Annotated in this window: 13 protein-coding genes; 12 read left to right on the top strand and 1 reads right to left on the bottom strand. The window is 38.1% G+C overall.

What is annotated here, in order from left to right:
• Positions 1–14: 14 nt before the first annotated feature.
• The 8 genes from yhbY (at position 15) to AB3I42_RS02670 (ending at position 6,151) form a co-directional block, all read left to right on the top strand.
• The gene (yhbY, locus tag AB3I42_RS02635; protein ID WP_131773197.1) at positions 15–326 is read left to right on the top strand and encodes a ribosome assembly RNA-binding protein YhbY; all 312 of its coding nucleotides are present in this window, start codon (positions 15–17) and stop codon (positions 324–326) included.
• A 12-nt stretch (positions 327–338) separates the two neighbouring features.
• Complete coding sequence (locus tag AB3I42_RS02640) at positions 339–986, top strand: nicotinate-nucleotide adenylyltransferase (RefSeq protein ID WP_010738127.1); 648 nt, start codon at positions 339–341, stop codon at positions 984–986.
• Positions 976–1,563, top strand: a complete 588-nt coding sequence (yqeK, locus tag AB3I42_RS02645) for a bis(5'-nucleosyl)-tetraphosphatase (symmetrical) YqeK (RefSeq protein WP_010719658.1) — start codon at positions 976–978, stop codon at positions 1,561–1,563. Before AB3I42_RS02640 ends, yqeK begins: the two co-directional genes overlap by 11 nt.
• Positions 1,564–1,619: 56 nt before the next feature.
• Positions 1,620–1,943: a ribosome silencing factor gene (gene rsfS, locus AB3I42_RS02650; protein ID WP_010719657.1), complete on the top strand. Its 324-nt coding sequence runs from the start codon at positions 1,620–1,622 to the stop codon at positions 1,941–1,943.
• A gap of 1 nt (position 1,944) precedes the next feature.
• Positions 1,945–2,685: a class I SAM-dependent methyltransferase gene (locus tag AB3I42_RS02655; RefSeq protein ID WP_010719656.1), complete on the top strand. Its 741-nt coding sequence runs from the start codon at positions 1,945–1,947 to the stop codon at positions 2,683–2,685.
• Positions 2,686–3,060: 375 nt separating this feature from the next.
• Complete coding sequence (locus AB3I42_RS02660; RefSeq protein ID WP_081125029.1) at positions 3,061–4,215, top strand: nucleotidyltransferase; 1,155 nt, start codon at positions 3,061–3,063, stop codon at positions 4,213–4,215.
• Positions 4,216–4,497: 282 nt separating this feature from the next.
• On the top strand, positions 4,498–5,217 hold the full coding sequence (locus AB3I42_RS02665; RefSeq protein WP_010719654.1) for a YebC/PmpR family DNA-binding transcriptional regulator: 720 nt from the start codon (positions 4,498–4,500) through the stop codon (positions 5,215–5,217).
• A gap of 295 nt (positions 5,218–5,512) precedes the next feature.
• Entirely contained in the window at positions 5,513–6,151 is a 639-nt protein-coding gene (locus AB3I42_RS02670; RefSeq protein WP_010719653.1) for a hypothetical protein, read from the top strand.
• A gap of 111 nt (positions 6,152–6,262) precedes the next feature.
• On the opposite strand, the gene helD is transcribed toward AB3I42_RS02670, so the two are convergent.
• Entirely contained in the window at positions 6,263–8,542 is a 2,280-nt protein-coding gene (gene helD / locus AB3I42_RS02675) for an RNA polymerase recycling motor HelD (RefSeq protein WP_181914580.1), read from the bottom strand.
• A gap of 198 nt (positions 8,543–8,740) precedes the next feature.
• On the opposite strand from helD, the gene AB3I42_RS02680 reads away from it, so the two are divergent.
• The 4 genes from AB3I42_RS02680 (at position 8,741) to AB3I42_RS02695 (ending at position 14,223) form a co-directional block, all read left to right on the top strand.
• On the top strand, positions 8,741–10,534 hold the full coding sequence (locus AB3I42_RS02680) for a heavy metal translocating P-type ATPase (RefSeq protein WP_010719651.1): 1,794 nt from the start codon (positions 8,741–8,743) through the stop codon (positions 10,532–10,534).
• Positions 10,535–10,647: 113 nt separating this feature from the next.
• Complete coding sequence (locus AB3I42_RS02685) at positions 10,648–10,827, top strand: 2-hydroxymuconate tautomerase (RefSeq protein ID WP_002287649.1); 180 nt, start codon at positions 10,648–10,650, stop codon at positions 10,825–10,827.
• A gap of 326 nt (positions 10,828–11,153) precedes the next feature.
• A complete protein-coding gene (gene thrS / locus AB3I42_RS02690; protein WP_010738124.1) occupies positions 11,154–13,094 on the top strand; it encodes a threonine--tRNA ligase in 1,941 nt (646 codons plus the stop codon).
• 274 nt (positions 13,095–13,368) lie between these two features.
• Positions 13,369–14,223: a hypothetical protein gene (locus AB3I42_RS02695; RefSeq protein ID WP_010738123.1), complete on the top strand. Its 855-nt coding sequence runs from the start codon at positions 13,369–13,371 to the stop codon at positions 14,221–14,223.
• Positions 14,224–14,234: the final 11 nt, after the last annotated feature.

Here is a 14,234-nt window from a genome sequence, read left to right on the forward strand (position 1 = left end):
GAAGAAGGAAGAATATGACTTTAAGAGGAAAACAAAAAAGATTTTTACGAAGCCAGGCACACCACTTACAACCGATTTTTCAAATTGGTAAAGGTGGAATCAATTCTGCCATAATGGTTCAGATTGAAGAAGCGCTGGAAAAACGTGAATTAATCAAAGTAACGTTATTACAAAATACCGATGAGATTCCTGAAGAGGTAGCTGGTATTTTAGAAGAAACAGTCAGATGTCAAGTTGTTCAAATCATTGGACGAGTTCTTGTATTATACAAACCCTCTTCAAAGGAAAAATATCAACGTATCTCTAAAGAAGTAAACGCAATTTAAGGAGTGGTTAATATGAAATCGCAAGCGGAAGCTTTTGTCGAATCTCAAGTATTTCCTCAAGAGATGCCTCAAATTTTTGAAAAACGCAAACAGGTGGGGATTTTAGGTGGTACTTTTAATCCAGTTCACCTGGCACACTTAGTTATGGCAGAACAGGCAGGGAAAAATTTAGGGTTGGATGAGGTCTATCTAATGCCCTCTTATCAACCACCACATGTGGATGAAAAAACGACAATCGCTGCCAATCATCGCTTAAACATGCTTGAACTTGCGATAGCAGATAATCCTTTTTTAGCTATTGAACCGATCGAGTTATCTCGAAAAGGCAAAAGCTATACTTATGATACGATGAAAGCTCTGACACAAAACAACCCTAATACCGATTACTATTTTATTATCGGTGGCGACATGGTAGAATATCTACCAAAATGGTATAAAATCGATGAACTAGTGACAATGGTCAATTTTGTTGGTATTCGTCGAGCAGGTTACTCAACCGAAACGCCTTACCCAGTGATTTGGGTCGATGTGCCAACCATTGATATCAGCTCAACTAAAATACGGCAGAAGATCCAGCAAGGTTGTTCCGTTCGTTATCTAGTACCTGATAAGGTCATTGAGTATATCGAGAAAGAAGGGCTATATCAAGATGGACTATAGTAATAAATACACAACTTACTCAAGAGAAGAGTTGATGCAAAAAGTCCAAATGCGAATGAGTGAACGACGTTTCAAGCATGTTCTTGGGGTGGAAGAGACGGCGATTGCCCTTGCCGGCAAATACGGCTGTTCATTAGAAAAAGCTAGTATTGCTGCTTTGACACATGATTATGCGAAAGAACGGCCTGATGATGAATTTATTTTAGTTATCAAGCGAGATGGCTATGACCCAGCGCTTCTTCATTATGGAAATGCGATTTGGCATGGTTTAGTTGGCGCCTCTTTTGTTGAAAGAGAGCTTGGTATCACAGATGAAGAGATCCTTCATGCCATTCGGGTTCATACCACTGGTGCGGCTGAAATGTCTTTATTAGATAAAATCATCTATGTAGCAGATTATATTGAACCTGGTCGTTCGTTTCCTGGAGTCCAAGATGCGCGTGAAATAGCGTTGCTTGATTTAGACGAAGCGGTAGCTTTTGAGACAAAGCACACATTAGCTCACTTGATTGAACAAGAACAACAGATTTATCCAAAAACAATTGAAACATATAATCATTGGGTAGCTAAAAAATAATCTCTACCCATTAGGAGGAAATTACTATAAATAGCAAAGAACAACTACAAATTGCAGTGCAAGCTGCCGATTCAAAACGTGCAGAAGATATCGTTGCTTTAGATGTGAGAGAAGTATCTTTACTAGCAGATTACTTCATGATTTGTTCGGCAAACAGTGAACGACAACTAAATGCAATTACAGAAGAAATCATTGAAAAAGAAGAAGAAAACAATTACGAAGTAAAACGTATCGAAGGAAAAGAAGGCGGAAAATGGATCCTGATCGACTTAGGAGATCTGATTATCCATGTTTTCCATGCGCCAGAAAGAAGTTTCTATAATTTAGAAAAATTATGGTCAGATGCACCACTTGTTGACCTAAATGAATGGATCGATTAATATGGCTTACGAAACATTTGCTTTCGTTTATGATGAGGTAATGGATGAAACCTTATATCAACAATGGTTAGATTTCTCAAAACGACACTTACCAAGTGAAACATGTAATATTTTAGAATTAGCTTGCGGAACAGGTGCTCTAGCTGTTGCCTTTGCTAAAGCTGGGTACCATGTCACAGGGTTAGATCTTTCAGAAGAGATGTTGATGATTGCTAGCCAACGTGCGTTTGAAGAGGAAACACCAATCCAATTTGTTGAAGGAAACATGCTTGATCTGTCAGAAATTGGTCAATACCAAGCAATCACTTGTTTCTCAGATTCTTTGTGCTATATGAAGAATGAACAAGAAGTGCAGCAAGTATTTGACGAAGTGTATCAAGCGTTGGAAGAAAATGGACGTTTTATATTCGATGTTCATTCTATCTATCAAATCGACACGGTTTTTCCTGAATACAGTTACCATTATCAAAATGATCAGTTTGCCTTTTTATGGGATAGCTACCCAGGTAAGGAAAAGCATAGTATTGAACATTTCTTGACTTTCTTCGTGGAAGATCCCGAAGAAGCAGGTAAGTTTATTCGAGAAGACGAACTGCATCAAGAGCAAACTTATTCTTTGGATAATTATTTAAGAATGTTAGAAAATAGTGGTTTTTCTAAGGTAGAAGCATTTGGTGATTTCACCGACGAACAACCAAAGGAAGATACAAAACGTCTCTTTTTTGTGGCATATAAGGAATAGGACACGAAAAAAGTCTTTTGTTGAATACGAAACATTACCTTATCGCGAGGTGTAATCGCAAAAAAAAACTGCCGTGAATCGCGTTGTTTCAGATAGTATTATAATAGTATAAAAGTAACGAATAATGGCAAAGACGAGTAAATCATCAACAAAGTCTGCGCCAAATAGTGACGTTTTTCTGCTAAAAAACGAAAAAAACACTTTAGAAATATCTTGATTAAAAATAAGCTGAAGCGTCATTTGAAAAGCAGGAGAAACGATTTTTCGATTTCTCCTGCTTATTTTTTTACAGTTAAAAACCAAATTGATCATTTTAGGATTGACCGAAAGAATGAACTGTTTGTTTTATTCCTATTAAGAAACGGAGGAAATGCGATGAAAATTTGTGGCATTATTGTTGAATATAATCCTTTCCATAATGGGCATCGCTACCATGCGGAAATGGCTCGTGAACAAACGGGCGCAGATATCGTGATAGCAGTGATGAGTGGAAATTTTTTACAGCGTGGTGAGCCTGCAATTATCGACAAATGGTCCAGAGCAACTGCTGCCCTCCAAAACGGAGTGGATTTGGTCATTGAACTACCGATAGAATGGTCTGTGCAATCAGCAGATTACTTTGCCAAAGGCGCTGTCCGATTATTACAGATGCTCGGCTGTACACATCTTTGTTTTGGTACAGAAGAAGAGTCGACATTTAATTACGAAGCTTTTGGGAAATTTGTACAGCAAAACCAATTAAGGATTGACCGTGAATTTCAACGTTTATCTGATCAAGGAATGAGCTATCCGCAGAAGATGACAGCAGTGTTCAACACACTTTATCCAGAAATCGCTCTCGATTTTTCTTCTCCTAATCACATTTTAGGGTTAAGCTATGCGAAAGAAAATGCCCAGTATGCCCAGCCAATGAAATTAGTACCGATTACCAGAAAAAGTGCTGGTTATCACGATGAAGAATGGAGCAGTTCCTCCATCGCAAGTGCGACCGCTATTCGCAAAGCGCTCAGTGAACAACGCTCCGTAACGAATTTTATACCTGCTGCCACCGCAGCGATGATCGAAGCAGGTTCGCAACAAACATGGGCGAATTACTGGCCCTTGTTACGTTATCGTTTGCTTTCTACGGAGCTAGCCAATTTGAAAACTATCTATCAGATGACGGAAGGACTTGAAGTGAGAATGCAATCGGCTGCGAAGAAAGCCACTTCTTTCGAGGAATTTGTCACTTTAGCCAAGACGAAAAGATATACTTGGACGAGAATCCAACGTTTAGCTTGTTACGTATTATTGAACATCCATCATGAGGAAATCCATGACCAACAAGCTAAATGTTACTTGAATATTTTAGGATTCACCAAGGCAGGACAACAGTTTTTAAAAGAAAAGAAAGAGATACCTTTGATCTCAAAAATCGGCAAAAAAGAAGCAGAATTGGCACACCTTTTGGTTCGGAGTGATCAAATCTATCAACTCGGTGGGGCGATACCTGAACAAAATTTTGGAAGAAGACCTTATGTTTCGAAATAAACCTGGTTGGTGGGAACAAAGTGAAATGACTAATCTGAATGAAAGTTTAGTTCAATATTTTGAATATGTCGCTTTGTAAAAAATTCTTTGTCTAGCTTGTTGAGTAGCTATTCCAAGAGACGACTATAATCGATCATACAAGAAAACACCTCCCTAAAAAATGACTAGATTTAGAAAAAATACTTCACAGAATCCAGATTCACAAGTATAATGGAACAGGACGTTTTTGTGCTTAACCACTATCAGAAATGAACGATCAAAATTAGAAAGCGAAGTGAGAATATGGGACGTAAATGGGCAAACATCGTAGCGAAAAAAACCGCAAAAGATGCAAATAATAGCCGAGTTTATGCAAAATTCGGGATTGAAATCTATGCAGCAGCAAAATCAGGTGATCCAGACCCACACGCTAACCAAAAACTACGTTTCGTCATTGAACGCGCGAAAACTTATAATGTACCTAAACATATTATTGACCGTGCAATTGAAAAAGCAAAAGGTGCGGGAGATGAAACTTATTCTGAATTACGTTATGAGGGATTCGGACCAAATGGCTCAATGGTCATCGTTGATACCTTAACAAACAACGTGAACCGTACAGCTGCTGATGTACGTGCTGCTTTTGGTAAAAACGGCGGAAATATGGGTGTTTCTGGAGCTGTTTCTTACATGTTCGACAATACAGCGATTTTTGGTTTTGCTGGCGATGATGCAGATGAGATCCTTGAATATTTGATGGATAAAGAGATTGATGTACGTGATGTCATGGAAGAAGATGGACAAATCATCGTTTATGGTGAAGTTGCTGACTTCCACAGTATCCAAGAAGCATTGAAAGAAAAAGGAATCACTGATTTTTCAATTGCTGAGATCCAAATGATTCCTCAAAATGAAGTGACACTTTCACCAGAAGACCAAGAAACATTTGAAAAAATGATTGATGCGTTGGAAGAATTGGAAGATGTTCAACATGTTTTCCATAATGTAGCATTGGAAGACTAAACGATAAAAACGAATGAAGGTTGTGAAAGCATCGGATAGCTTCCGACTTGCGATTTATCCGTTTTTCGTTTTTACACCTGCTAATAGTCTGGGACGATTCGTCTCTCAGACTATTTTTTTACGCTTAAAAGAAGATCATTCGTTCTGAAAAAACAGTAGTTTATGACGAATCAATGATTTTATCTTTTTTTCGTATGTTTTATTTTTTATTCTGTTTCGTCCTGTGTTATTATTGATATAGACGTATTATTGGAAAAATGATACATAGGAATGTGGATGTAGGCGGGGAAATTTTATGGAAGCAAAAATTAGTTTAGAGCCTTTTGAACGTATTTTAAGCGGTTACCAAAAGATCGAAGAGTTAGCTGTGAATATCACAGACTGTTCAAAATTAGCAAAAAAATATGCCCATTATGGTGTAGAAGGTTATCGTTTAGGAAATTACGTAGGTACTGGTTACCTTAATCGCTATTTGGAATGTATGGTTGATCGCGTCCCCATGTTGATTTACAAAAGAAATTATTTAATCCCTTTACTTTTTAGACGTTCAGATTCAACCTTTCGATTATTTGAAGAAAATTATCGTATGGAAGCTTTCTTTCGTTTGTTAGAATGGAGCTTAAAACATCAACCAACAAAAATCTTAATTGAAAAAAATGAAAAATATGATTCTAAAAAAGTAAAAGTGATCGACAGTGCTTATCTAGCTTTTCGTTTATCAGAAATCCTTGATAGTGGAGGCTATCCGATCAGTAACTTCCGATCAATCGAACAGTTTATTGATTGGAATCGAATTTATCGGCTGATAGATAACGGGGGGATTGGGCGTCATAGTAAAGTCTTTGATCCTGAGTATCCTGAAAATATAGAAGAATTGCGAATGATTATTTCATTAGTTAAATTAAAGTATCCAGATACTGAATCATTTGTTTAAAAGGCGAGGTTGTGACTAAGTGGTTAGCTTCTTATTTTTGAAGCTACTTCTTTAACACCGTTTATTAAGAATAAAGGGCTGTGACAAAAATTTTGTCACAACCCTTTATTTTTATATATTGATAGTGGTATATAACGCTGGGTCCATGGATTCAATCAAAGGACTTTCAGATTCAGAAGTAACTAAAACGAGTTCGTGCATGGCTCTTGTACACATGGTGTAAAGAACTAATTGATCTCGGTCAGTGGCAAAGTTTGTATCATCGATGCCCCATAAGAAAACGCGATCAAACTCGAGCCCTTTTGCCAAGAATGCTGGTAGTAGGACGATTTGTCGTTTCATAAAATCTGTTTCATCAGAAATCAATTGGACACGATCTTTTAAGTATTCGGGCAACTGTTCATAGAGTTGTTCACACTCAGTCTGTGTTTTACCAATGATTGCGGTACGCCAGTAACGGGTATTTTCTTGAGTCGTTTCAAGCGTAGTTTTTAACCAATTTAATCGTTCTTCTAAGGAGGAACCTTTCACGATAGAAGGAAGCGTACCTTTGCGAGCCGTCGTTTCTACTTGATTTTCCTCAGTAAGAAAATGATTCGCAAAATCCGTGATCTCTTTTGTTGAACGATAGCTGGTCGTTAACTGGAAGTGTGTGATTTCTTGGTCTTTAAATAGTTGATCCAAAGAGCCAGTAATCGTTTCATTGCCGAAAACATTTTGATTTAGATCACCACAAAAAGTGAGATTAGCTTTTGGATAGATCGCTTGTAAAAGAGCTACCTGAGCGGGAGCGAAATCTTGCATTTCATCGATAAAGATATAGCGAGCTTTTTGCATCACAGACACTGGATGGATGCGACGCATCAGCAAGAAGAATAATACTGCATCTTCTTGTCGTAGTTCTCGTTGACGAAGCTTCTCTTTTAATAAGGCTGAATGATCGTTCCACATCGTTGCGCTAATGTCATTTTTAGCCAACAGCGCCTGAGGTACGTTTTGTAAAAAGTGAAGGTATTGTTTGGTCAAATTGACAAATTGAAACTGATTGATTCCGCGGTAGATTCGACGAAATCTTTTCTTCACGATTTGATTCGCTAGTTTTTTCCGTAAAGACTGTTCTTTTTGCTCCGTATACTCAAGATTCGGATCATTCGCATATAAGTCTTGCAATTGTTCTTCTGCTAATTCTTTGACCCATTTTTGACGCATCTCATCTTTTTGGAGTCCACCCAATTTTTTTAATAATTTTGTTTGCAACAAGGAGAGACGTTGATGTAACGGTAAGAGTTCATTGGTTTCTTGATACCATTTGCGGATCGATTCTTTTGCTAAAATCGTCCGACCGTTAATTTTCATATCTCTAAACAAGGGACCAAAACCAGTAATATGATCGATATAACGATCAATCTGATGGATTAGTTGAAGACCGCTTTTGAAGGTTTGGATCGGGTCCTTGTCTCCAGATAAAAAACCAACTTCTTGTTGCTCTTCTTCTAACAATGAAAATTCAGGTAATAACTGTTCCAAATAAGACTTGAAGGTTTGCGTAGGTATACCACTTTCACCTAAAGAAGGCAAAACAGTCGAAATATAGTCAGAGAAAAGATGATTAGGAGAAAAAAGTAAAACGTTCTCGGCATCTAACCATTTTCGATTGTGATAAAGTAAAAAGGCGATCCGTTGTAATAAAGCGGATGTTTTTCCACTACCAGCGATTCCTTCGATCAACATCACTTGACTTGTTGTATCACGAATAATGGCATTTTGGGCTTTTTGGATCGTAGAGACGATATTTTTCATATGCGCACTTGAGGTATCGTCTAGGATCTCTAGTAAGAAATCATCGTTGATCACTTCAGAAGTATCCACCATCGAAATAATTTTTCCGTCTAAGATTTTAAACTGACGTTTCAGCAGTAATTCAACATTGATTTTTTCAGTATCTGTTTCATAGAAGGCTGGTCCAATTTCCCCTTCGTAATAAAGGTTAGCAATTGGGGCACGCCAGTCGATTACGATTGTTTCTTCAGAGAGATCTCTTAAAGAAGCGATTCCTAGATAAAGTGTCTCTGCATCTGTTTCTTCTTTAAAACCGATTCGGGCAAAGTAAGGGTTGTCTTCCATAACTGTTAACGTTTGGAGCCTTTTTTGCTGCGATTCAAGCGTATGGTATTTTAAAAGCAATTCTTGCTCATGTTGGCGGTATTCGACAGCTGATTCATAAAAGGATTCATTAGACCCACCTCTGATTTTATGGCTGGCGGTGTCTTTCGTAGAATCTTGCATCTCTTGGGTAAGAGATTGTTGTTTAGTGTTTAATAGCTTTTGTTCAAGCTGGATCAACTGAATGGTTTCATCCACGTGTTGTTGTTCTAGTTGTCTTTCATTCATTGCGTATATTACTCCTTCCGCCGTAAATAACGAATTAAAAGTATAGCACAAAAAGTGAGAAAAAGGTATCTTTGACTATTTGTTTGAAGGAAAGTGAAAGAAGAAAATCAATGAGAGTGAGAGTTGTTTTCAGTTAAGTGTAAATAGTTTTCATTCTAGTTCTAAGTCAGTATCCTAAAATTGTAGGGAGTGAACAATATGACACATTTTAAAAAGTTTTCAATCACCGTTTTGATAGGAATGACGGCACTTATTTGCGAATTTATTTTTAAACGACCCACACTTGCATTTCTGATTATCGCGATCACGGGTGGTATTTTGGCTTTCTTTATGTTTATTGAGATGATTAAAACATTACGTTCAGGTAAATATGGTGTGGACATTCTTGCTATTACAGCGATTGTTGCGACATTAGTGGTAGGAGAGTACTGGGCTAGTTTGATGATCCTGATCATGTTGACTGGCGGAGACAGTTTGGAAGACTATGCCAATAAAAAAGCTAGTCGAGAATTGCAAACGTTATTGGACAATACACCACGCACAGCGCATCAATTGATGAATGACCAATTGAAAGATATTCCAGTAGAAGCTGTTGAGATCAATGATTTATTAGTGGTGAAACCAGGAGAATTAGTGCCCGTTGACGGAAAGGTAGTGAAAGGTGAGTCGCAATTTGATGAGTCTTCATTAACGGGTGAAGCCAAACTTGTATTAAAAAAAGCAGGCGATGAACTGATGTCTGGCTCAGTCAATGGGGACGGTTCCGTTCAAATGATCGTTGAAAGAAGAGCAGCTGATAGTCAATACCAACAAATTATTAAATTGGTCGAAGAATCAAAAGAAAAACCAGCTCATTTTGTTCGCTTAGCGGATCGCTATGCGGTGCCTTTTACATTGATCGCTTATTTAATCGGAGGTATTTCCTGGTGGGTCACGAAGAATCCTGTTCGTTTCGCAGAAGTTCTCGTTGTTGCTTCACCTTGTCCTTTGATTTTAGCTGCACCGATTGCTTTAGTGGCTGGAATGAGTCGTTCAAGTAAAAACGGAATCGTCATCAAAACAGGAACTGCTGTGGAAAAATTAGCACGAACCAAGACAGTTGCATTTGATAAAACGGGTACCATCACTAAAGGGGTCCTCGAAGTAGCAAGTATTCATCCAGAAGCTGGTGTAACATCAGAAACGCTCTTGGTCTATGCGGCAAGTGCTGAACAAGAATCAAGTCATATCTTAGCCCGATCACTAGTCCATGAAGTCGATAACGAAAAGTTATTGCCAGTGAATGAATTAAAAGAGATCACGGGGCAAGGAATACAAGCTAGAGTAGATGGACATTTCGTTAAAGTTGGCAGAGCTTCATTTGTCGGTGCCAAAGAAAGCCAATCTACTAAAACAGCTATCTATGTTGCAATTGATGACCATTTTTCGGGTACGATCTTATTTTCAGACGTGCTGCGTCCAGAAGCACAAGCAACGATTGAACAATTGAAAACAATGGGTGTAGCGGATTTGATGATGATCACAGGGGATGGACCGGCTATCGCTGAATCAATTGCAAAGGAGGTTGGGCTCACGGCTGTTCATGCTCGTTGTTTGCCGCAGGACAAATTGAATATCCTTGAGAGTATTCCCGAAAGTGAACGTCCCGTAACGATGGTGGGCGATGGGGTCAACGATGCTCCAGCTTTGACGATCGCAGATGTTGGAATAGCCATGGGCGCACACGGATCAACGGCAGCTAGCGAAAGTGCTGATGCGGTGATACTAAAAGATGATTTGACAAAAGTTGCTACTGCTATAACGATTTCCAGAGATACGATGAAAGTAGCGAAACAATCTGTTTTAATCGGTATTTTTATTTGTGTTTTTTTAATGCTGGTTGCTAGTACGGGTGTAATCCCCGCTTTGTTTGGAGCGGTTCTCCAAGAAGTGGTAGACACTGTTTCGATTTTAAGTGCGTTGCGGGCTAAAAATGAGCGATCCCACACGTAACATCAGAAAAGACCTTTTCTCTTTGCTTTTTTTGCGGTATGATCATAGCATAGAAGAAGGGTTGAAAAGACCACTTACATTTAAGATAGCAATCATTAAAAGGAGACGAGACAATGCCATTTGTACACGTAGAACTAGTTGAAGGACGTAGTCCAGAACAATTAGAAAATATGATGAAAGATATTACAGAAGCTGTTCATAAAAATACCCAAGCACCAAAAGAACATATCCATGTGATTATCAATGAAATGAAAAAAGGCACTTATGGTGTAAATGGTGAATGGAAAAAATAAGTCACACCCACACTTGATTTTTCTTTTTATTAGTGGTTAAATAAACACATAGTTGATTGATGAGAAAGACAACTGAATTTGAGAGTCTTCGATAAGAGAGGAAAAGCCAGGCTGAAACTTTTCCAGAAGAAAACCAAAGGATGACCACTTTCGAAACCTTTGTTGAAACAAAGGCGGTCGTACCGTTATAACGCTCAAGGAACGTGTAAACGTTCGAAATTAGGTGGAACCACGAATCTTTCGTCCTAGTATCTCTTTTATGAGGTGCTGGGACTTTTTTATTGGTGTCAACTCATTCAATCAAAAAATCAAAGGAGGCTATTTTAATGATAAAAATTACTTTTCCAGATGGCGCAGTGAAAGAGTTTGATGCGGGAATCACGACTGCTGAGATTGCTGCAAGTATTTCCAAAAGTTTAGCTAAAAAAGCATTAGCCGGTAAAGTGAACGGTCAATTGATTGACTTGAATCGTGGCATCGAAGAAGATGCATCAATCGAGATCGTTACACCTGACCACGAAGATGCATTAGCATTGGTACGTCACTCAACCGCACATTTGATGGCACAAGCTATGAGACGCTTGTACCCAAATATCCATTTCGGTGTCGGACCAGCAATCGATTCAGGATTTTACTATGACACAGACAACGGTGAAAACCAAATCAGTGCCGAAGATCTTCCAGCAATCGAAGCAGAAATGATGAAAATCGTGAAAGAAAACTTACCGATCGAACGTAAAGTTCTTTCTAAAGAAGAAGCTCTGGAAATCTTTGCAAGTGATCCTTATAAAGTAGAATTGATCAGTGAATTACCAGATGAGGAAGTAATCACTGCTTATCAACAAGGAGAATTTATTGATTTATGCCGTGGACCACATGTCCCATCAACCGGTCGTATCCAAGTCTTCAAACTATTATCTGTAGCTGGAGCTTACTGGCGTGGAAATTCAAACAATCAAATGATGCAACGTGTCTATGGGACAGCATTCTTTGATAAAAAAGACTTAAAAGAATTTATTCGTCTACGTGAAGAAGCAAAAGAAAGAGACCACCGTAAATTAGGAAAAGAACTAGATCTATTTATGGTATCACCACAAGTTGGCTCAGGCTTACCATTCTGGTTACCTAAAGGTGCAACGATTCGTCGAACAATTGAACGTTATATCGTTGATAAAGAAATCAGCTTAGGTTACCAACATGTCTACACACCAATCATGGGAGATGTAGAATTGTATAAAACATCAGGTCACTGGGATCATTACCAAGAAGACATGTTCCCACCAATGGATATGGGTGATGGTGAAATGTTAGTTCTTCGTCCGATGAACTGTCCGCATCATATGATGGTCTATAAAAATGCGATCCATTCCTACCGCGAATTACCAATCCGTATCGCTGAACTAGGCATGATGCACCGTTATGAAAAATCAGGTGCGCTATCAGGTTTACAGCGTGTTCGTGAAATGACATTGAACGATGGGCATACCTTTGTACGTCCTGATCAAATCAAAGATGAGTTTAAACGTACGTTGGAATTGATGGTCGCAGTTTACGCTGACTTCAACATTACAGACTATCGTTTCCGTTTGAGCTATCGCGATCCGAACAACACGGATAAATATTTTGATGATGATGCTATGTGGGAAAAAGCGCAAGTGATGTTAAAAGCCGCAATGGATGAATTGGAATTGGATTACTTCGAAGCAGAAGGAGAAGCTGCTTTCTATGGTCCAAAATTGGATGTTCAGGTCAAAACAGCTTTAGGAACAGAAGAAACATTATCAACGATCCAATTAGACTTCTTGCTTCCAGAACGCTTTGATTTAACTTATGTTGGTGAAGATGGCGAAAATACACATCGTCCAGTAGTTATCCACCGTGGGATCGTTTCAACGATGGAACGTTTTGTTGCTTATTTAACTGAAGTTTACAAAGGAGCTTTCCCAACTTGGTTAGCACCAATCCAAGCAACAATCATTCCTGTTTCAGTTGAAGCGCATAGTGACTATGCTTATGAAATCAAGGAACGTCTACAAATGAAAGGTCTACGTGTTGAAGTAGATGACCGCAATGAAAAAATGGGTTATAAGATTCGTGCATCACAAACACAAAAAATACCATATCAACTAGTCGTTGGTGATAAAGAAGTAGCTGATGCAACGGTCAATATTCGCCGATATGGAAGCAAAGAAACTTCAGTAGAAGATCTCAACATGTTCGTTGATGCGATGGTTGCTGAAGTCCAAAATTATAGTAGACAAGGTTAATTTCAATAGTCGAAAAAGTGACCTGACTACCCTAGAATGTAAGATCAAACCGATGGTGTCGAAAATCGAAAACGATTTTTGATACCATCGGTTTTTTACTAAGCGGATTGTTACGCTTCTCCCATATCTTTTTAAGAGTTAAAGCTAAAGCGTGCAATTTGAAACAACAAAGCGATAATGAGAATCTTTTTTTCTGAAATTACGAAAAGATGAATAAGCAAGCCTTTCATCTTATGCTATTATTAGGTTGAAAAGGAAAAAAGGAGGGTTGAAAATGGGAACTTTTTTTACAAATAAAAGGCTAAATAAAAAAGGAAATAACGTAGCTCAAAATGAGTTAAGCGAGCAAACAAACGAAATGCAGTCAAAACAAGCCAATCATAAAAAAAAGAACTTAGCAGTAAATTTAATCGTAAAAATTGAACATGCGATTAAACAAAGGAGTCAACATAAATCCACGAATCAAAAAAATTCGAAGTCCGTTGGTCCCGCTAAACGAATGTTGGAATTGATTAGGCGAGATTTTTCTACGCTTGAGAAAGTACTGAATAATACTTACCAGGAAATCCATAAACTTGACCGCTCTTTCAGAATAAAAATGATCAGTTACATAAGAAACGATCGGAAAAGAATGGCAACAAAAATTCGTGCGTTCAAAACAACTTTGATTCCTCATAAAAGTAATTTTACGAATCAAATCGAAATAGCTCCTCGTGCTAAGACTGAAATGGAGAATATTTTACCTATAACGAAAATCAAAATGAAACAAAGAAATGAAGAGCAGACTAAACTTGGTCTCAGAAAAAATTTGTTTAAGCAGTTTTTCAACCGACTGTTATATTCCAATAGCCAAAAAATGAGGAATCAAGACCTAAATAAAATAGTAGTAGAAAAAATACAGCAAGAAAAATATGAAGAAAAACAAGTGTTGTTAACAATGGAACAAATATTAGCAAGATCGACAAATAGAAATGATATGCCAGAACAACTTTTCAGTCGATCAATACAACCATTCGAGAATACTAAAGAAGAAAGACTAGCACGAATAAGTGAGAAAATCCAAAATGCTATGAACTTCTCAACTTCTAGGAATCAATTAGGAGCAGCACATGCGGAACACCAACTCTAAAAGTTATTTCA

The sequence above is a fragment of the Enterococcus sp. C53 genome (assembly GCF_040887425.1).
Taxonomy (GTDB): domain Bacteria; phylum Bacillota; class Bacilli; order Lactobacillales; family Enterococcaceae; genus Enterococcus_B; species Enterococcus_B hirae.

Coding starts and splice junctions, on each gene's coding strand:
- yhbY (WP_131773197.1), top strand. CDS start 15: ATGACTTTAAGAGGAAAACAAAAAAGATTTTTACGAAGCCAGGCACAC.
- AB3I42_RS02640 (WP_010738127.1), top strand. CDS start 339: ATGAAATCGCAAGCGGAAGCTTTTGTCGAATCTCAAGTATTTCCTCAA.
- yqeK (WP_010719658.1), top strand. CDS start 976: ATGGACTATAGTAATAAATACACAACTTACTCAAGAGAAGAGTTGATG.
- AB3I42_RS02655 (WP_010719656.1), top strand. CDS start 1,945: ATGGCTTACGAAACATTTGCTTTCGTTTATGATGAGGTAATGGATGAA.
- AB3I42_RS02660 (WP_081125029.1), top strand. CDS start 3,061: ATGAAAATTTGTGGCATTATTGTTGAATATAATCCTTTCCATAATGGG.
- AB3I42_RS02665 (WP_010719654.1), top strand. CDS start 4,498: ATGGGACGTAAATGGGCAAACATCGTAGCGAAAAAAACCGCAAAAGAT.
- AB3I42_RS02670 (WP_010719653.1), top strand. CDS start 5,513: ATGGAAGCAAAAATTAGTTTAGAGCCTTTTGAACGTATTTTAAGCGGT.
- helD (WP_181914580.1), bottom strand. CDS start 8,542: ATGAATGAAAGACAACTAGAACAACAACACGTGGATGAAACCATTCAG.
- AB3I42_RS02680 (WP_010719651.1), top strand. CDS start 8,741: ATGACACATTTTAAAAAGTTTTCAATCACCGTTTTGATAGGAATGACG.
- AB3I42_RS02685 (WP_002287649.1), top strand. CDS start 10,648: ATGCCATTTGTACACGTAGAACTAGTTGAAGGACGTAGTCCAGAACAA.
- thrS (WP_010738124.1), top strand. CDS start 11,154: ATGATAAAAATTACTTTTCCAGATGGCGCAGTGAAAGAGTTTGATGCG.
- AB3I42_RS02695 (WP_010738123.1), top strand. CDS start 13,369: ATGGGAACTTTTTTTACAAATAAAAGGCTAAATAAAAAAGGAAATAAC.